Origin of the sequence: Pseudomonas sp. WS 5021 (assembly GCF_012985535.1) — a bacterium.
Taxonomy (GTDB): domain Bacteria; phylum Pseudomonadota; class Gammaproteobacteria; order Pseudomonadales; family Pseudomonadaceae; genus Aquipseudomonas.
Window position 1 is genome coordinate 235,791 of the sequence record NZ_JAAQWP010000006.1, and the last position, 18,278, is coordinate 254,068.

Below are 18,278 nucleotides of genomic sequence, written 5' to 3' on the forward strand. Positions count from 1 at the left end.
AAGCCACCCGGAGGACACTATGTCGAAGTCGGTTCAACTCATCAAAGATCATGACGTTAAATGGATTGATCTGCGCTTCACGGACACCAAAGGCACTCAGCACCACGTGACCATGCCGGCTCGCGACGCGCTGGATGACGCCTTCTTCGAAGAAGGCAAAATGTTCGACGGCTCCTCCATCGCTGGCTGGAAAGGCATCGAAGCCTCCGACATGATCCTGATGCCGGACGATTCCACCGCCGTACTCGACCCGTTCACCGAAGAGCCGACGCTGATCATCGTCTGCGACGTGATCGAGCCTTCGACCATGCAGGGCTACGACCGCGACCCACGTGCGATCGCCAAGCGTGCCGAGGAATACCTCAAGTCCACCGGTATCGGTGACACCGTATTCGTGGGCCCGGAGCCTGAGTTCTTCATCTTTGACCAAGTGAAGTTCAAGTCCGACATCTCCGGCTCCATGTTCAAAATCTTCTCCGACCAAGGTTCGTGGATGTCCGACCAGGACGTGGAAGGCGGCAACCATGGCCACCGTCCAGGCGTCAAAGGCGGCTACTTCCCGGTTCCACCGTTCGACCACGACCACGAAATCCGTACCTCCATGTGCAACGCCATGGAAGACATGGGCCTGGTCATCGAAGTTCACCACCACGAAGTGGCAACTGCCGGCCAGAACGAAATCGGTGTGAAGTTCAACACCCTGGTGGCCAAGGCTGACGAAGTACAGACCCTCAAGTACTGCGTACACAACGTGGCTGTGGCCTACGGCCGTACCGCTACCTTCATGCCTAAGCCTCTGTACGGCGATAACGGTTCGGGTATGCACGTTCACCTGTCCATCGCCAAAGATGGCAAGAACACCTTCGCTGGCGAAGGTTATGCCGGCCTGTCCGACACTGCCCTGTACTTCATCGGCGGTATCATCAAGCACGGTAAGGCCCTGAACGGCTTCACCAACCCGTCGACCAACTCCTACAAGCGTCTGGTCCCAGGTTTCGAAGCGCCAGTGATGCTGGCCTACTCGGCGCGCAACCGTTCCGCTTCGATCCGTATTCCTTACGTGTCCAGCCCTCGCGCTCGCCGTATCGAAGCACGTTTCCCGGATCCAGCAGCCAACCCGTACCTGGGCTTCGCTGCCCTGCTGATGGCTGGCCTGGACGGCATCCAGAACAAGATCCACCCAGGCGACGCCGCCGACAAGAACTTGTACGACCTGCCGCCTGAAGAGGCCAAAGAGATCCCACAAGTGTGCGGCAGCCTGAAAGAAGCCCTGGAAGAGCTGGACAAGGGCCGTGCGTTCCTGACCAAAGGCGGCGTGTTCAGCGACGACTTTATCGATGCCTACATCGCCCTGAAAAGCGAAGAAGAAATCAAGGTCCGCACCTTCGTACACCCACTGGAATACGAGCTGTACTACAGCTGCTGATCCGGTAGCGCCGCTTAGTGGCGTGACAAAAAGGCCTCCTTCGGGAGGTCTTTTTTTTGCCCGAAACAATGACTATCCACCTTTGCAAACCCCATCAAAACTGTAGGAGCTGGCTTGCCTGCGATGGCGGTGTATCTGTCGCATCACGACTGACTGAACCACCGCTATCGCAGGCAAGCCAGCTCCTACAGTTTGATGGGGTGCTTCCAGGAAATATTTGATCGCTGAACAGAATGTGGGGATTCGCACTATATTGGTGCGATAGGTTGCACCCATGCCCACCAGCCAACCCATTTTGGGTCGAAATCTCCCGAGCAGGCTGGCAGAGCGCCATAGTTTCGCGCCTCAAGCCCCCATTTCAGGGCTTTTACGCTTCTTTTCGGAGCCTTGGTTTGGTTTTTGCATTTTCCTGGTATCAGCGTGTGCCTCAAGCCCACGCCTTGCTCCAAAAGAGGTCCTAATGACCATCAGCGACGCACTGCACCGCTTGCTACTCGACAACCTGACCACCGCGACCATCCTGCTCAATGACGAACTGCGCCTTGAGTACATGAACCCCGCGGCGGAGATGCTCCTGGCCATCAGCGGCCAGCGCAGCCATGGGCAATTTATCAGCGAGCTGTTCACCGAGTCCGCCGAGGCCTTGAGTTCCTTGCGCCAGGCCGTGGAGCAGGCCCACCCGTTCACCAAGCGTGAAGCGATGCTCACGGCCCTCACCGGCCAGACCCTGACCGTCGACTACGCGGTAACGCCGATCCTGAGCCACGGCGCCACCTTGCTGCTGCTGGAGGTGCATCCCCGTGATCGCCTGCTGCGCATCACCAAGGAAGAGGCCCAGCTGTCCAAACAGGAAACCAGCAAGATGCTGGTGCGTGGCCTGGCCCATGAGATCAAGAACCCGCTGGGCGGGATTCGCGGCGCGGCGCAGCTGCTGGCCCGCGAGTTGCCGGATGAAAACCTCAAGGACTACACCAACGTCATCATTGAAGAGGCGGACCGCCTGCGCAACCTGGTGGACCGCATGCTCGGCTCCAACAAGCTGCCGTCGCTGGCGATGACCAATGTGCATGAGGTACTGGAACGCGTCTGCCAGTTGGTGGAGGCCGAAAGCCAGGGCTGCATCACCCTGGTGCGCGACTACGACCCGAGCATTCCCGACGTGTTGATCGACCGCGAGCAGATGATCCAGGCGGTGCTCAATATCGTACGTAACGCCATGCAGGCCATCAGCAGCCAGAACGAGCTGCGCCTGGGCCGCATCAGCCTGCGTACCCGCGCCTTGCGCCAGTTCACCATCGGCCATGTGCGCCATCGCCTGGTGACCAAGGTCGAGATCATCGACAACGGCCCGGGCATCCCGGCCGAACTGCAAGAAACCATTTTCTTCCCAATGGTCAGCGGTCGCCCGGACGGTACCGGGCTGGGCCTGGCCATTACCCAGAACATCATCAGCCAGCACCAGGGCCTGATCGAATGTGAAAGCCATCCCGGCCACACGACCTTTTCGATCTTTCTGCCACTGGAACAAGGAGCCCCATCGACATGAGCCGTAGTGAAACTGTCTGGATCGTCGATGACGACCGTTCCATCCGCTGGGTCCTGGAGAAAGCCTTGCAACAGGAAGGCATGACCACCCAAAGCTTCGACAGCGCCGATGGGGTGATGAGCCGCCTGGCGCGCCAGCAGCCCGACGTGATCATCTCTGATATCCGCATGCCCGGCGCCAGCGGCCTGGACTTGCTGGCGCGGATCCGCGAGCAGCACCCGCGCTTGCCGGTGATTATCATGACCGCGCACTCGGACCTGGACAGCGCTGTCGCGTCGTATCAGGGCGGCGCCTTCGAGTACCTGCCCAAGCCGTTCGACGTTGATGAGGCGGTGGCGCTGGTCAAGCGCGCCAACCAGCACGCCCAGGAACAGCAAGGCCAGGCCGTGGAACCGACCCTGACCCGCACCCCGGAAATCATCGGTGAAGCACCGGCGATGCAGGAAGTGTTTCGCGCCATCGGGCGCCTGAGCCACTCCAACATCACCGTGCTGATCAACGGTGAGTCCGGGACCGGTAAAGAGCTGGTGGCCCATGCCCTGCACCGTCACAGCCCGCGGGCGGCCTCGCCGTTCATCGCGTTGAACATGGCGGCGATCCCCAAGGACTTGATGGAATCCGAGCTGTTCGGCCATGAAAAAGGCGCGTTCACCGGCGCGGCCAACCTGCGTCGCGGGCGTTTTGAACAGGCGGACGGCGGCACGCTGTTTCTCGATGAAATCGGCGATATGCCCGCCGACACCCAGACTCGGCTGCTGCGAGTGTTGGCCGATGGGGAGTTCTATCGTGTCGGCGGTCATACGCCGGTCAAGGTCGACGTACGGATCATCGCCGCGACCCACCAGAACCTGGAAACCCTGGTGCACGCTGGCAAGTTTCGCGAGGATTTGTTCCACCGCCTGAATGTGATCCGCATCCACATCCCGCGCATGTCGGACCGTCGCGAAGATATCCCGACCCTGGCCCGCCACTTCCTCAGCCGCGCCGCCCAGGAGCTGGCGGTAGAGCCCAAGCTGCTGAAGACGGAAACCGAGGAGTACCTGAAGAACCTGCCGTGGCCGGGCAACGTGCGCCAGCTGGAAAATACCTGCCGCTGGATCACGGTGATGGCGTCCGGGCGCGAGGTGCATATCAGCGACCTGCCGCCGGAGTTGTTGAACCTGCCGCAGGATTCGGCGCCGGTGACCAACTGGGAACAGGCCCTGCGCCAGTGGGCCGACCAGGCCCTGGCCCGTGGCCAGTCGAGCCTGCTGGACAGCGCCGTGCCGACCTTTGAGCGGATCATGATCGAAACCGCCCTCAAGCACACCGCCGGCCGGCGTCGTGATGCCGCCGTGCTGCTGGGCTGGGGCCGCAACACCTTGACCCGCAAGATCAAGGAGTTGGGGATGAAGGTCGATGGTGGGGATGATGATGAGGGCGAAGAGGGCTGAGCACAGCTTTCCTTTGTAGGAGCTGGCTTGCCAGCGATGCATGCACCTCGGTTTTTCAGTGAGACCGCGGTGATGCTATCGCTGGCAAGCCAGCTCCTACATTGTTTTGTGCAATCGCAAAAAACCATGCACCGCTTCAACGCACCATGAACCGCTATCGCGCACGAACTCCAGGCCGCTTTCAAAAAACTCTGAACCCTGAAAACGCCAAAGCCCCGTAATCCGGGGCTTTGCGCCTTATAAAAGAATTTCCTCAGACAAATTCGCCACTCTGGCACGCCCCCTGCAATAACCCTGGTACTACCCAGTTTCGGGGACCTTGGTACAGGCAGGCCGAGAATCCCCTCTTTAATTCGAGCGTCAAACCGTTTTGGGAGCCCTGGTACAGGCAGGCCGGGAACTCCCTCTTTTATTGCTCCAGGAGATGGATCTCCAGTCGCCAGCGGTCATCGACCGCCTTGCCCGACCATTCCCCGCGCAGCGGCCGTGCCGCCACCAGGTTCAACAGCAAGCCGCCATCGGTCTTGCGCACGCGCCAGTTCACATCCTTGTCACTGACCTTCAATTGCCCCGCCTGGGCCTGGCCCTGGGCGTCGAACAGCAGCGCCACGGTGCCGTCGATATGCTCGCCGTGCAGCTTCGGCTCGCTGTTGAACCACACCACCAGGCCATCGCTGCCAGGCTCTACCTGCAGCAAGGCGGTTGGGTCCGAGGTGGTCAGGCGACCGATCATCAAGCCCACCATCAGCCCGACAATCGCCAGCGAACCCAGGACGCGGGGCAATAGCTGCGGCCTGGGGTCGTCTTCAGGGGTAGAATGCGCTGCATCTTTATCTTCGGAGCCGTGCATGTTTCACGTCATCCTTTTTCAACCAGAAATTCCGCCGAATACCGGCAACGTTATCAGGCTGTGCGCCAACAGTGGCTGCCACCTGCATTTGATCGAGCCGCTGGGCTTCGAGATGGACGACAAGCGCCTGCGCCGCGCGGGCCTGGACTATCACGAGTACGCCACCCTGCAGCGTCACGCCGACCTCGCCAGTTGCCTGGAGAGCCTGGGGCAGCCGCGCCTGTTTGCGTTCACCACCAAGGGCTCGCGGCCGTTTCACGATGCCAGCTTTGCCGAGGGCGATGCCTTCCTGTTCGGCCCCGAAAGCCGTGGCCTGCCGGCAGACGTGCTCGACGCCCTGCCCGACGGCCAGCGCCTGCGCCTGCCGATGCGCGAGGGCTGCCGCAGCCTGAACCTGTCCAACACCGTGGCCGTCGCCGTCTACGAAGGCTGGCGCCAGCTCGGCTTCAAATAACCCGCCTAAACAAATGTGGGAGCGGGCGTGTGTGGGAGCCGGGCTTGCCCGCGATGCAGGCACCTCGGTGTGTCAGTCACACAGAGGTGATGCTATCGCTGGCAAGCCAGCTCCCACACACGCCCGCTCCCACATTTAGAGCGGCGTCGGGTTCAGCTTACTGAACCGTCGGTGCGCCTTCCTGTTGCATGCGCTGCAGCTCTTGCGCATACAGGGCATCGAAGTTCACCGGGGCCAGCATCAGGGCCGGGAACGAACCACGGGTAACCAGGCTGTCCAGGGTCTCGCGGGCATACGGGAACAGGATGTTCGGGCAGAACGCGCCCAGGGTGTGGCTCATGGACGCATCGTCCAGGCCCTGGATCAGGAAGATACCGGCCTGTTGCACTTCAGCGATGAATGCCACTTCTTCACCGTTCTTCACGGTGACCGACAGGGTCAGTACCACTTCGTGGAAGTCGCCTTCGAGCTGCTTCTGACGGGTGTTCAGATCCAGGCCGACGCTTGGGGTCCACTCCTGGCGGAAGATCGCCGGGCTTTTCGGCGCTTCGAACGACAGGTCACGCACGTAGATACGCTGCAGGGAAAATTGTGGGCCTTGAGCCTCTTCTGCTGCCGCTTCGATGTTCGGTTGGTCAGTCATCTCGCAGATCCTTCTTGATCTTGGGGTCTTTTAGGTTTTTGGAGTCAGACGTGAAGCAGCGCGTCGAGTTTACCGGCGCGCTCCAGGGCGTACAGGTCGTCGCATCCACCGATGTGCTTGTCACCGATCCAGATCTGCGGAACGGATGAACGCCCTGCCTTCTTGGTCATTTCGGCACGCACCGAGGGTTTGCCATCGACCTTGATCTCTTCGAATGCAACGCCCTTCTTCTGCAGCAACGCCTTGGCATCCCGGCAAAAAGGGCAATAATCGCTGGAATAAACGACAACCTGGCTCATATCACTTCACCAACGGCAGGTTATCGGCGCGCCAGCTGGAGATACCACCCGACAGCTTGGCGGCGGTGAAACCGCTCTTCATCATTTCGCGGGCATGGCCACCGGAGTGCTGGCCCTGGGCGTCGACCAGGATAATGGTCTTGGCCTTGTGCTTTTCCAGCTCGGCGATGCGGGCGATCAGCTTGTCCTGGGGGATATTCAGCGCGCCAACGATATGGCCGGCGGCAAAGTCCTTGGCCGGACGGATGTCGACGACAACGGCCTGGTCCTTGTTGACCAGCGCGGTCAGCTCGGCGGTGCTGAGGCTACGGCCGCCACGGCTCACTTCATGAGCAATCAGCAGCGCCAGCAGTACAACGAAGGCACCGACCAGCAGATAGTGAGAGGTAGCAAATGCAATCAGGTGATCAACCATCAAGGAGGTTCCAGGGCGTTAAAATGGCGGTAAGTATACACAGCCGCCATGGGGGGCCAACCCCCGTAAAGCGGTGACGGCATCGGAACTTCGCTTTAAACTGCCACTCCCTTTTCAATCGCCTTCCTTTAATACCGCCGCGAGAGGATCTATGACTACCACGCCTAAACCTTTGGTCCTGATGATTCTCGATGGCTTCGGTCACAGTGAAAACCACCACGACAACGCCGTATTCGCGGCGAACAAGCCCGTACTGGACCGCCTGTGCGCCAGCGTACCCAATGGCCTGATCTCCGGATCAGGCATGGACGTCGGCCTGCCGGACGGCCAGATGGGCAACTCCGAAGTCGGCCATATGAACCTGGGCGCCGGACGAGTGGTATATCAGGACTTCACCCGCGTGACCAAAGCCATCCGCGATGGCGAGTTCTTCGAGAACCCGACCATCTGCGCCGCGGTGGATAAAGCCGTCGCCGCCGGCAAGGCTGTGCACTTCATGGGCCTGCTGTCCGACGGTGGCGTGCACAGCCATCAGGACCACCTGGTGGCCATGGCCGAACTGGCCTACAAGCGCGGCGCCGAGAAGATCTACCTGCACGCCTTCCTCGATGGCCGCGACACCCCGCCCAAAAGCGCGCAATCGTCCATCGAACTGCTGGACGCGACCTTCGCCGCCCTCGGCAAGGGCCGCATCGCCAGCCTGGTTGGCCGCTACTTTGCCATGGACCGCGACAACCGCTGGGACCGTGTGTCCCAGGCCTACAACCTGATCGTCGACGGTAACGCCGAATTCAACGCAGCCACCGCCCAGCAAGGCCTGGAAGCTGCCTACGCCCGTGGCGAGAGCGACGAGTTCGTCAAGGCCACCACCATCGGCGAGCCGGTGAAGGTCGAAGATGGCGACGCCGTGGTGTTCATGAACTTTCGCGCCGACCGTGCCCGCGAACTGAGCCATGTGTTCGTCGATGAGGGTTTCAAAGACTTCGAGCGCGCGCGCCAGCCGAAAGTCGAGTTCGTGATGCTGACCCAATACGCCGCCAACATCCCGGCCCCGTCGGCCTTCGCCCCGGGCAGCCTGGAAAACGTGCTGGGTGATTACCTGGCGAAAAACGGCAAGACCCAGTTGCGTATCGCCGAAACCGAGAAATACGCCCACGTCACCTTCTTCTTCTCCGGCGGGCGTGAAGAACCGTTCCCCGGCGAAGAGCGCATCCTGATCCCGTCGCCGAAAGTCGCCACCTACGACCTGCAACCGGAAATGAGCGCACCGGAAGTTACCGACAAGATCGTCGACGCCATCGAACACCAGCGTTATGACGTGATCGTGGTCAACTACGCCAACGGCGACATGGTCGGCCACAGTGGCAACCTGCAAGCCGCGGTCAAGGCCGTGGAATGCCTGGACCTGTGCGTAGGCCGGATCGTCGACGCCCTGGAAAAGGTCGGCGGCGAAGCACTGATCACCGCCGACCACGGCAACTGCGAGCAGATGTCCGACGAGTCCACCGGCCAGGCCCACACCGCCCACACCACCGAGCCGGTGCCGTTCATTTATGTCGGCAAGCGCGACTTCAAAGTGCGCGAAGGCGGCGTGCTGGCGGACGTGGCGCCGACCATGCTCATGCTGATGGGGCTCAAGAAGCCTGCCGAGATGACCGGCACCTCGATTCTGGTCTAAACCAAAACACCCTGTAGGAGCCGGCTTGCCGGCGATGGCCCCTGATTGAGCACCACAAGGTTCAAGGCCTCCATCGCTGGCAAGCCAGGTCCTACAGTGAGTTAGAGGTGTTTTTGAGGGTGGCGTTTAGCCATACCCTGCCGTATGGCAGCTAACTTACCCATTGGGCGTTTTTTTTGCAGCGTGGGGCGGGCATACTAGGCCGTCCCTTTCCCTGGTGTCGCCCGCCTCTATGCTTCGCGCCTTGATTACCCTTGCTCTTGTCTGCGTGCTCCAACCGGCCTTGGCCGACGAGCGTGCGCAAACCCAACAACAGTTGGACGCTACGCGTCAGGACATTACCGAGCTGAAGAAACTGCTCGGCAAGCTCCAGGAAGAAAAATCCGGGGTGCAGAAAGACCTGCGCGGCACGGAAACCGAAATGGGCAAGCTGGAGAAGCAGGTCCAGGAGCTGCAAAAAGAACTAAAGAAGAGCGAGTCGGAACTGGAGCGACTCGACGGTGAGAAAAAAAAACTCCAGAGCGCGCGCGTTGAACAGCAACGCCTGATCGCAATCCAGGCCCGTGCCGCCTACCAGAACGGCCGCCAGGAGTACCTCAAGCTGCTGCTCAACCAGCAGAACCCGGAAAAATTCGCCCGCACCCTGACCTACTACGACTACCTGAGCACCGCGCGCCTGGAGCAACTCAAGAGCTTCAACGAGACCCTGCGCCAGTTGGCCAACGTCGAGAGGGAAATCGCCGATCAGCAAAGCCAGTTACTGGCCCAGAAAAGCAGCCTCGACACCCAGCGCGACGAGCTGGACAAGGTGCGCAAGGAGCGCCAGCAGGCCCTGGCCAAGCTCAACAGTGACGTAAAAGCCCGTGATGCCAAATTGCAGGCGCGCCAGCAGGACCAGGCCGACCTGGCCAAAGTACTGAAAACCATCGAGGAAACCCTGGCACGCCAGGCCCGCGAAGCCGAACAAGCGCGGCAGAAAGCGCTGATCGCCCAGCAGGAAGCAGAAAAACAGCGCCAGCGTGAAGCCGAGGCGCTCGCCAGCGACGCCCCGCGTAAACCGGCGCGTGCAGCCCCCGGCCCACTGGTTTCCAGCGCCGGTGAATCGTTTGGCGGGCCTTTTGCTACTGCCCGAGGCAAACTTCCATGGCCAGTTGATGGTCGACTACTGGCACGCTTTGGTGAAACCCGTGGCGATGACACCCGCACCAAGTGGGATGGCGTGATGATCAGCGCCTCTGCGGGCAGCCAGGTGCATGCCGTGCACGGCGGGCGCGTGGTGTTCGCCGATTGGCTGCGCGGCGCCGGTTTGCTGGTGATTCTTGACCACGGCAATGGCTATTTGAGCCTTTACGGCCACAATCAGACGTTACTCAAGGCCGCAGGTGATGTTGTAAAAGCCGGTGAATCCATCTCCACTGTCGGTAACAGTGGCGGCCAGGACACCCCGGCGCTGTACTTCGCTATTCGTCAGCAGGGCCGCCCGAGCGACCCTGCACAATGGTGTCGCGCCCAAGGATAGGCCGCACCTACATTAGGAGTTCGTTCGACATGCTGCATTTGTCCCGCCTCACTTCGCTGGCCCTGACGATCGCCCTGGTGATCGGCGCGCCTATGGCATTCGCCGACCAGACCGCCCCGTCAGCCACGGCCGCGACCACCAAGGCACCGCTGCCGCTGGACGAATTGCGCACCTTTGCCGAGGTCATGGACCGGATCAAGGCAGCCTATGTCGAACCTGTGGACGACAAGACCCTGCTGGAAAATGCCATCAAAGGCATGCTCAGCAACCTCGACCCGCACTCTGCCTACCTGGGTCCGGAAGATTTCGCCGAGCTGCAGGAAAGCACCAGCGGCGAATTCGGTGGCCTGGGCATCGAGGTCGGCGCCGAGGACGGCATCATCAAGGTGGTGTCGCCAATCGATGACACCCCGGCGTCCAAGGCCGGCATCCAGGCCGGCGACCTGATCGTCAAGATCAATGGCCAGCCGACCCGTGGCCAGACCATGACCGAAGCCGTCGACAAGATGCGCGGCAAGGTCGGCCAGAAAATCACCCTGACCCTGGTGCGTGACGGCGGCAGCCCGTTTGACGTGACCCTGACCCGCGCCACCATCGTGGTCAAGAGCGTGAAGAGCCAGTTGCTGGAATCGGGTTACGGCTACATCCGCATCACCCAGTTCCAGGTCAAGACCGGCGACGAAGTGGCCAAGGCCCTGGCCAAGCTGCGCAAGGACAACGGCAAGAAGCTCAACGGCATTGTCCTGGACCTGCGCAACAACCCCGGCGGCGTACTGCAATCGGCGGTGGAAGTGGTCGACCATTTCATCACCAAAGGCTTGATCGTCTACACCAAGGGCCGCATCGCCAACTCCGAACTGCGCTTCTCGGCCACCGGCAAGGACCTCAGCGAAAACGTCCCGCTGGCAGTACTGATCAACGGCGGCAGCGCCTCGGCCTCGGAAATCGTCGCCGGCGCCCTGCAAGACCAGAAACGCGGTGTACTGATGGGCACCACCAGCTTCGGCAAGGGCTCGGTGCAAACCGTGCTGCCGCTGAACAACGAGCGTGCGCTGAAGATCACCACGGCGCTGTACTACACGCCTAATGGTCGTTCGATCCAGGCCCAGGGCATCGTGCCGGATATCGAGGTGCGTCGGGCCAAGATCACCAACGAGAGCGACAACGAATACTTCAAGGAAGCCGACCTGCAAGGTCACCTGGGCAATGGCAACGGCGGCGCCGACCAGCCAAGCGGCAGCGGCCCGAAAGCCAAGCCGATGCCACAGGACGACGACTACCAACTGGCCCAGGCGTTGAGCCTGCTCAAGGGCCTGAGCATTACGCGCAGCCGTTGATATGCGTTTTGCGCTCATCCTCGCACTGTTGTGCAGCCTGGCAGGAGTCGCCCAAGCGACTCCTGCCGACCAGCCCCACAAAGCCTACCTGACCCTGATCATCGACGACCTTGGGCAAAACCTGCCCAGGGATCGTCGCGTGCTGGCCCTGCCCGGCCCGGTGACGGCGGCGATCATGCCCGATACCCCGCACGCCGCCGAGTTCGCCCGCGAAGCCCATCGCGCCGGCAAGATCGTGATCCTGCACATGCCCATGGACCCGGCCACCGGCCCGTTCGCCTGGCACCCCGAGCTGCCTGTCGAAGAACTGGGCAAGCGCCTGGATGCAGCGTTCAAGGCCGTGCCCTACACCGCCGGCATCAACAACCATATGGGCAGCCGCATGACCGCTGAGCCTGGCGCCATGGCGTGGTTGATGGGCGAGTTGCAGCGCCGGCACAAGTTTTTCGTCGACAGCCGCACCAGCGCCAAGACCGTGGCCGCCGCCGAGGCACAGAAGATCAACCTGGCCCACGTCTCGCGGGATGTATTTCTGGATGACGAACGCACCGAAGCGGCCATCACCACGCAGTTGCAGACGGCTATCAAGCTGGCGCACAAACAGGGTTCGGCAGTGATGATCGGCCACCCATACCCACAGACCCTGGCGGTGCTGGAGCGCGAGCTGCCCAAGCTCAAGGCCCAGGGCGTCGAGTGGATTGATATCAAGCTGATGATCAGTGTGCGCAGCAACCAGGCCATGAGTGGCCACGGCAAAAATGGCATCTACCGCTAGATAGCTACCGCACCGCCGCACGTGAACACCTGAATAGTGAGCGGACAACACTCAACTATCAGGATGATCATGACCCCCTCTCGACACCTTCTCTCTGGGCTGTTGCCCAGTACCCTATACACAGCCCTCATCGCCGCGCCCAGGTTTCTGCACAATAACCGGCAACAGCACCAAAGCCAGGCCCTGTGTACCGCCAGCCTGCTGGATACGCGCAATGCGCACGGAAAATCCGGTCCGGCCTATGTGGTGAGCAGCAGCCATTGTCTGCATCGTCTCGGCGGTCTGGTGCATGAGGATCTGCCGATCAAGGGCAGCGTCAACTTCAACTATTTCGACGACACCCTGGAAACCATCAAGGCTTATCCACTCAAAACCCTCAAGTGGAGCAGCAGCCAAGGGGTGGACCTGGCCATCGTCGAGCTGCACACCTCGCTGGCAAGCCTGATTGACGATGGGATCACGCCCTTGAAACTGGCTGAGGCCGCGCCCGCCGATGGCGCTGACATTCTGGCCCTGACAGCGCGCCTATCGACGCCCGCAACGCCTATATCAACGACCCTATTGGCCCGCAAACCGCCCAGAACCCATCGCTCTGTTTCGCCCACTCGATGACGCGGTCAGCGGGCCAGAGGACCACCTCACCAAGATCCTTTTTGTAAATAACAAGCCTGTCAAAGTCTGCACCTATGCCTGTGATCAGGCCGACCAACCCTCAACCCTGCGGGTTGACTTCATAAAGCCTCGCTAACAACCGGAGCCCCACGAATGGAATCGATAAAATTTGGCAATCTGCTCATTAATTTCACAACGGAGTTCAGTCGACTCTGGGACAACAAGGGTTCACCCAACGCAGCACCCGTCAGTTTTTGGCGCCCGGTACCGTCCGCCGACTTCCTCACCGACTATTTTCCGCTCGGCGACCATGCGGTTGCCGGACACGACGGTATCAACCATAAAGCCACGGTCGCTGTGGTATCGGAGGCCCCTGCACTAACCGAAGAAGAGCGCAGTAAAGGCAACGCACTCATGCCACCCATCGAGTTCGAAAAAGTGTGGGATGACAAAGGCTCCAGTGCCCATTCGAACGGGGCCATCTGGCGCCCGCTTCCACCCACCGGCTATGTAGCAGTGGGACTGGTGGCCACTGACGGCTACGAAAAGCCCTCACTCAACACAATCCGGTGCGTTCGAGCGGATCTGGTGATTGCCTCATACATCAGCGACCCGATCTGGAACAACAAGCGCAGCCCCGCCCGTCTGGACTTCAGCGCCTGGGGCATCAGCCCTCCAGGGGCGGCGGCAGGCGAGGTGTACCTGTCGGCAGGAACCTTTGTCGGAGTCGCCAGCTATACCAAACCCTCGGTACACATTGCGGCTTACTCATTGCGCATGCAGATCCCCCTGCAGGCCAAGGCCCCTCCTCCGGCGCCAGCACTTGCAAGCGAGCGACAGCCTTCGCCTTTCGAAAAGGCCGAAGTGACCTATATCGCAAAACTGGCCTGGTTTACCGTCACGGACCCCAATCTGTCGCCCCTCCAACAACTGCGTACGTCCCCCACTTACCGACTGGAACGATCGGACAAATACATATTGGTCGGGTTTGGTCATAACAACAGCTCGCTGAACCAGACCTTCAAATGGACCGCTACGCGAGGGCAGAACGGCAGTAGCCTCAAGACACTGACCGACACCACGGCCATCGAAATTGGCACTGAATGGGGTTTCAACGTGTGGGGCGCTTCGGGCAAGGTCTCGGCAAAACTCAGCGGCAGCCTCACGCACACGCAAACGTCCTCCGAAGGGTGGACCAGCTCGACCACTTTTGAAGTCAACGCCACAGTTCCCGCGCACAAGGCGGTAGCCGTCTATCTGGTGCAAAGCAATTACAAGCTGCTGCGGGAAAACGGTACGCAAGTGTCAACTAGCATCAGTTACACCGACGGTGACAGTGTGTATTGGAGCGAATACCCACCGGCCCGTGAATGCGCGGTCACTTGCAAGCCGTTGCCAGCGCCTGCCTCATGAACCGCTAGAGATAGCGCGCCATGATCTGATCGACCACGCCTTCCTTACGTAGCTGATCCAGCGCCGCCTGCAGTTTGGCCACCACCTCATCCGGCACGTCCTTGTTCAGTGCCAGATACAGCTGGGCACTGTTGAAGCGCAGCACCGTCTTGAGCCCGGAAACACCGACCTGGCGCGCCAGATACCGCCCGGCGGGGTCGCCGGTGGCCCAGAGGTCGATCTGCCCCTCCATGAGCTTTTGCGCATTGTCCTGGTCGCGCAGCACGATAATCGGCTTGAGCCCGCGTTTTTCCAGGGTCTGGGCAATGGCATCGCCTTTATAGGCACCGATCTTGTAGGTGCGGGCGTGCTCAAGGTCGGTCAGTTGGATGCTGCTGTCGGCCCTGGCCAGCAGCACCCAGTCATCCGGGCCGATGGGTCCGACCCACTTGAACAACGCTTCGCGGTCCGGCAGGCGCGCCATCACGAATACGCCGTAGCCTGGCTGTTCCAGGGCGAGTTTATAGATCCGCTCCCAGGGGAAGCGCAACGTGAGGTTGTAGGAAATGCCGGCCTGCTTGAAGGTCTCGCGGACAATGTCCACCGCAATGCCTTCGATGTTCTCGTCCTTGGCAAAATTCTTGCCGTTTTTCGCCATGTTGTAAGGCGGAAAGTTTTCCGTCAGCAGCACCAGGGAGGTGCCGGAAGGCTCGGCGGCGTTGGCCGAGCCCGCCAACAGAATGGAAGAACTGGCGAGGGCAAGCAGCAGGTCTTTGAACATGTAGGGTTACCGGAATCCATGGCAGGCCCCAGAGTGCCGCGAGCCTGTCATGGTGTCCAGTGGCGTTTAGCGTACGACGATGCCGCGTGCAGCCATGTAGGCCTTGGCCTCGGGAACGGTGTATTCGCCAAAGTGGAAAATACTCGCCGCCAACACCGCACTGGCGTGGCCTTCGATGACGCCATCGGCCAGGTGTTGCAGGTTGCCCACACCACCGGACGCAATCACTGGAATACCCAGCGCATCGCTGATGGCGCGGGTCACGCCCAGGTCGAAGCCGTTTTTCATGCCGTCCTGGTCCATGCTGGTCAGCAAAATTTCACCGGCGCCCAGGCCTTCCATCTTCACCGCCCACTCCACCGCATCCAGGCCGGTAGGCTTGCGCCCGCCGTGGGTGAAGATCTCCCAACGCGGGGTTTCACCGGGGCCTGAGACTTTCTTGGCGTCGATGGCGACGACGATGCATTGTGAACCGAAATGCTGCGCGGCCTCGCCGACAAACTCCGGGTTGAACACCGCCGCAGTGTTGATCGAAACCTTGTCTGCACCCGCGTTAAGCAGGTTGCGGATATCTTGCACGGTGCGCACGCCACCGCCCACGGTCAGCGGGATAAACACCTGGCTGGCCATGCGCTCCACGGTATGGAGCGTGGTGTCGCGGCCGTCGACGCTGGCGGTGATGTCGAGAAAGGTAATCTCGTCGGCACCCTGCTCGTCGTAGCGACGGGCAATTTCCACCGGGTCGCCGGCGTCACGAATGTTCTCGAACTTGACGCCCTTGACCACCCGACCGTTGTCGACGTCCAGGCAAGGGATGATGCGTTTGGCCAGCGCCATGGTCAGTCCTCAGCCTTTGTAGGCATCGCAGTAAGCCTGGGCTTCGGCGACGTCCAGGGTGCCTTCGTAGATCGCGCGGCCCGTGATGGCGCCAATGATCCCCGGCGCCTTGGCGTCCAGCAGCGACTTGATATCGCCCAGGTTGTGGATACCACCGGAAGCGATCACCGGGATTTTGGTGGCAGCCGCCAGCGCCGCGGTAAACGGTACGTTGCAGCCCTGCATCATGCCGTCTTTGGCGATGTCGGTATAAACGATGGCGGACACACCGTCGGCTTCGAACTGCTTGGCCAGGTCGATTACCTGCACGGTGCTGATTTGCGCCCAGCCGTCTGTAGCGACGAAACCATCCTTGGCGTCCAGGCCCACGATGACCTTGCCCGGGAACGCGCGGCAGGCCTCGGCGACGAAGGCCGGGTCTTTCACGGCCTTGGTGCCGATGATCACGTAGCTCACGCCCGCCTTGACGTAGTGCTCGATGGTTTCCAGGGAGCGGATACCGCCACCGATCTGGATCGGCAGGTTCGGGTAGCGCTTGGCGATGGCCGTCACCACTTCGCCATTGACCGGCTGGCCTTCGAAGGCGCCGTTCAAGTCCACCAGATGCAGGCGACGGCAGCCGCCCTCCACCCACTTGGCAGCCATGCTCACCGGGTCATCGGAGAACACCGTGGAATCTTCCATGCGGCCCTGGCGCAGACGTACGCAAGCGCCGTCCTTGAGATCGATAGCGGGGATAATCAGCATCTGGCAAACCTTATTCGATATTCAGCATTGCTCGGAAAATCAGGGTTTTTCGAGCGCCCACAAGTCGCTTTCGATGCTCTCGAACCTTTCTTTAAGGTGCGTCTGCACATCGAAAATCGCCCTGTTGTAATAGTGCGGAGCAATTTCAGTGGTGAACAGTTCGAGGATCTCAGCCACCTCGAACGACCCGAGACGGAGCTCGAAGCGGTCTTCCATGAAACGCTTGATCTTGTCGGTCGCCTCACTCTCCTGCTGGGGAGTGAGGTTGAGGATCGGCGGCTTGATCTTCTTGGCCATTACCGGCGCCCGTCCCAGCTGGCGAAGTTCTGCAGCAACTGCAGGCCATGGGTATGGCTTTTCTCCGGGTGGAACTGCACGGCAAAGCGCGAGCCTTCGGCCAGGGCTGCGGCGAAATCGACGCCGTAGTGCCCGCCACCCACCACCTGGCGCGGGTTACCGGCGGCAATGTAGTAGCTGTGCACGAAGTAGAAACGCGCCATGTCCGGGATGTCGTGCCACAACGGGTGATCGACGGTGCGGCGCACTTCGTTCCAGCCCATGTGCGGGACTTTCAGGTGTTCGCCGTCTTCGTGCAGGTCCTTGCCGAAGAACTTCACATCCCCCGGGAACAGGCCGATGCAGTCGACGCCGCCGTTCTCTTCACTGCGGTCGAGCAAGGCTTGCATGCCCACGCAGATCCCGAGGAACGGCCGGTCCTGGCTGACTTCGCGCACCAGGCTGTCAAAGCCCAGGCGGCGGATTTCGGCCATGCAATCGCGAATCGCGCCCACACCGGGAAACACCACACGGTCGGCTTCGCGGATCACCTGCGCATCGCTGGTGATCAGCACCTTGCCGGCGCCGACGTGTTCGAGGGCCTTGGCCACCGAATGCAGGTTGCCCATGCCGTAGTCGATAACCGCGACCGTCTGCATTACAGAACGCCCTTGGTCGACGGCATTTGCCCGGCCATGCGGTCATCCAGCTCCACCGCCATGCGCAGGGCGCGGCCGAAAGCCTTGAACACGGTTTCGATCTGGTGGTGGGTGTTGGTGCCGCGCAGGTTGTCGATGTGCAGGCTGACCAGGGCGTGGTTGACGAAGCCCTGGAAGAACTCCTGGAACAGGTCCACATCAAAGCCGCCCACGGTGGCGCGGGTGTAGGGCACGTGCATCTGCAGGCCTGGGCGGCCCGAGAAGTCGATGACCACACGCGACAGCGCCTCATCCAGCGGGACATAGGCGTGGCCGTAACGGCGGATGCCTTTTTTGTCGCCGATGGCCTTGGCAAACGCCTGGCCGAGGGTGATGCCGACATCCTCCACGGTGTGGTGGTCGTCGATATGCAGGTCGCCCTTGCTGACGATATCCAGGTCGATCAGCCCATGACGGGCGATTTGATCCAGCATGTGCTCAAGAAAAGGGACACCGATATCAAATCGGGCCTTTCCGGTGCCATCCAGGTTGATCGAGGCTTTGATCTGGGTTTCCAGAGTGTCGCGCTCGACGGACGCCTTACGTTCGGCCATCACCAG

At 61.0% G+C, this 18,278-nt stretch carries 20 protein-coding genes; 10 read left to right on the forward strand and 10 right to left on the reverse strand.

Translation table 11 applies throughout. The annotated features are described in order from the left end of the window. Positions 1 to 19 precede the first annotated feature (19 nt). The 3 genes from glnA (at position 20) to ntrC (ending at position 4,405) form a co-directional block, all read left to right on the forward strand. On the forward strand, positions 20 to 1,426 hold the full coding sequence (gene glnA, locus HBO19_RS19995; RefSeq protein WP_029295916.1) for a glutamate--ammonia ligase: 1,407 nt from the start codon (positions 20 to 22) through the stop codon (positions 1,424 to 1,426). Positions 1,427 to 1,886: 460 nt separating this feature from the next. Next, a complete protein-coding gene (glnL, locus tag HBO19_RS20000) occupies positions 1,887 to 2,972 on the forward strand; it encodes a nitrogen regulation protein NR(II) (protein WP_003218001.1) in 1,086 nt (361 codons plus the stop codon). Beyond that, positions 2,969 to 4,405: a nitrogen regulation protein NR(I) gene (ntrC, locus tag HBO19_RS20005; protein ID WP_169955651.1), complete on the forward strand. Its 1,437-nt coding sequence runs from the start codon at positions 2,969 to 2,971 to the stop codon at positions 4,403 to 4,405. The genes glnL and ntrC overlap by 4 nt, the downstream gene beginning before the upstream one ends. Before the next feature lie 409 nt (positions 4,406 to 4,814). On the opposite strand, the gene HBO19_RS20010 is transcribed toward ntrC, so the two are convergent. Then, complete coding sequence (locus HBO19_RS20010) at positions 4,815 to 5,255, reverse strand: hypothetical protein (RefSeq protein ID WP_170058147.1); 441 nt, start codon at positions 5,253 to 5,255, stop codon at positions 4,815 to 4,817. On the opposite strand from HBO19_RS20010, the gene HBO19_RS20015 reads away from it, so the two are divergent. Next, entirely contained in the window at positions 5,254 to 5,709 is a 456-nt protein-coding gene (locus HBO19_RS20015) for a tRNA (cytidine(34)-2'-O)-methyltransferase (protein ID WP_057437141.1), read from the forward strand. The two genes, HBO19_RS20010 and HBO19_RS20015, sit on opposite strands and share 2 nt — an antisense overlap. A gap of 157 nt (positions 5,710 to 5,866) precedes the next feature. Here the strand turns inward: HBO19_RS20015 and secB are convergent, their stop codons facing one another. The 3 genes from secB to HBO19_RS20030 are packed head-to-tail and all read right to left on the reverse strand — an operon-like array spanning position 5,867 to position 7,066. Then, entirely contained in the window at positions 5,867 to 6,352 is a 486-nt protein-coding gene (gene secB, locus HBO19_RS20020; RefSeq protein ID WP_057437139.1) for a protein-export chaperone SecB, read from the reverse strand. Positions 6,353 to 6,396: 44 nt separating this feature from the next. Beyond that, positions 6,397 to 6,651, reverse strand: coding sequence for a glutaredoxin 3 (grxC, locus tag HBO19_RS20025; RefSeq protein WP_170042367.1), 255 nt, complete (start codon positions 6,649 to 6,651; stop codon positions 6,397 to 6,399). A 1-nt stretch (position 6,652) separates the two neighbouring features. Continuing rightward, positions 6,653 to 7,066, reverse strand: coding sequence for a rhodanese-like domain-containing protein (locus HBO19_RS20030; RefSeq protein WP_029295907.1), 414 nt, complete (start codon positions 7,064 to 7,066; stop codon positions 6,653 to 6,655). 151 nt (positions 7,067 to 7,217) lie between these two features. On the opposite strand from HBO19_RS20030, the gene gpmI reads away from it, so the two are divergent. The 6 genes from gpmI to HBO19_RS20060 all read left to right on the forward strand — a co-directional run bounded on the left by gpmI (position 7,218) and on the right by HBO19_RS20060 (position 14,400). Continuing rightward, positions 7,218 to 8,744, forward strand: a complete 1,527-nt coding sequence (gpmI, locus tag HBO19_RS20035; RefSeq protein WP_169955648.1) for a 2,3-bisphosphoglycerate-independent phosphoglycerate mutase — start codon at positions 7,218 to 7,220, stop codon at positions 8,742 to 8,744. 232 nt (positions 8,745 to 8,976) lie between these two features. Further along, positions 8,977 to 10,263, forward strand: a complete 1,287-nt coding sequence (locus HBO19_RS20040) for a murein hydrolase activator EnvC (RefSeq protein WP_169955647.1) — start codon at positions 8,977 to 8,979, stop codon at positions 10,261 to 10,263. A gap of 29 nt (positions 10,264 to 10,292) precedes the next feature. Further along, complete coding sequence (locus HBO19_RS20045) at positions 10,293 to 11,600, forward strand: S41 family peptidase (RefSeq protein ID WP_169955646.1); 1,308 nt, start codon at positions 10,293 to 10,295, stop codon at positions 11,598 to 11,600. Between the two features lies 1 nt (position 11,601). Beyond that, a complete protein-coding gene (locus tag HBO19_RS20050) occupies positions 11,602 to 12,375 on the forward strand; it encodes a divergent polysaccharide deacetylase family protein (RefSeq protein WP_169955645.1) in 774 nt (257 codons plus the stop codon). A gap of 69 nt (positions 12,376 to 12,444) precedes the next feature. After that, complete coding sequence (locus tag HBO19_RS20055; RefSeq protein WP_178121375.1) at positions 12,445 to 12,987, forward strand: hypothetical protein; 543 nt, start codon at positions 12,445 to 12,447, stop codon at positions 12,985 to 12,987. Between the two features lie 153 nt (positions 12,988 to 13,140). After that, on the forward strand, positions 13,141 to 14,400 hold the full coding sequence (locus HBO19_RS20060) for a Vps62-related protein (protein WP_170058148.1): 1,260 nt from the start codon (positions 13,141 to 13,143) through the stop codon (positions 14,398 to 14,400). A gap of 4 nt (positions 14,401 to 14,404) precedes the next feature. Here the strand turns inward: HBO19_RS20060 and HBO19_RS20065 are convergent, their stop codons facing one another. The 6 genes from HBO19_RS20065 to hisB all read right to left on the reverse strand — a co-directional run bounded on the left by HBO19_RS20065 (position 14,405) and on the right by hisB (position 18,272). Beyond that, the gene (locus HBO19_RS20065) at positions 14,405 to 15,160 is read right to left on the reverse strand and encodes an ABC transporter substrate-binding protein (protein WP_169955643.1); all 756 of its coding nucleotides are present in this window, start codon (positions 15,158 to 15,160) and stop codon (positions 14,405 to 14,407) included. 66 nt (positions 15,161 to 15,226) lie between these two features. Beyond that, positions 15,227 to 15,997 (reverse strand): imidazole glycerol phosphate synthase subunit HisF, encoded by a 771-nt coding sequence (hisF, locus tag HBO19_RS20070; protein WP_170058149.1) that lies wholly within the window; start codon positions 15,995 to 15,997, stop codon positions 15,227 to 15,229. A 9-nt stretch (positions 15,998 to 16,006) separates the two neighbouring features. Continuing rightward, positions 16,007 to 16,744 (reverse strand): 1-(5-phosphoribosyl)-5-[(5-phosphoribosylamino)methylideneamino]imidazole-4-carboxamide isomerase, encoded by a 738-nt coding sequence (gene hisA / locus HBO19_RS20075; RefSeq protein ID WP_038445290.1) that lies wholly within the window; start codon positions 16,742 to 16,744, stop codon positions 16,007 to 16,009. A 39-nt stretch (positions 16,745 to 16,783) separates the two neighbouring features. Next, positions 16,784 to 17,041 (reverse strand): DUF2164 domain-containing protein, encoded by a 258-nt coding sequence (locus HBO19_RS20080; RefSeq protein WP_029295898.1) that lies wholly within the window; start codon positions 17,039 to 17,041, stop codon positions 16,784 to 16,786. Beyond that, positions 17,041 to 17,679: an imidazole glycerol phosphate synthase subunit HisH gene (gene hisH, locus HBO19_RS20085; RefSeq protein WP_170058150.1), complete on the reverse strand. Its 639-nt coding sequence runs from the start codon at positions 17,677 to 17,679 to the stop codon at positions 17,041 to 17,043. Before hisH ends, HBO19_RS20080 begins: the two co-directional genes overlap by 1 nt. Then, positions 17,679 to 18,272 (reverse strand): imidazoleglycerol-phosphate dehydratase HisB, encoded by a 594-nt coding sequence (gene hisB, locus HBO19_RS20090; RefSeq protein ID WP_003218037.1) that lies wholly within the window; start codon positions 18,270 to 18,272, stop codon positions 17,679 to 17,681. The genes hisH and hisB overlap by 1 nt, the downstream gene beginning before the upstream one ends. Positions 18,273 to 18,278 lie beyond the last annotated feature (6 nt).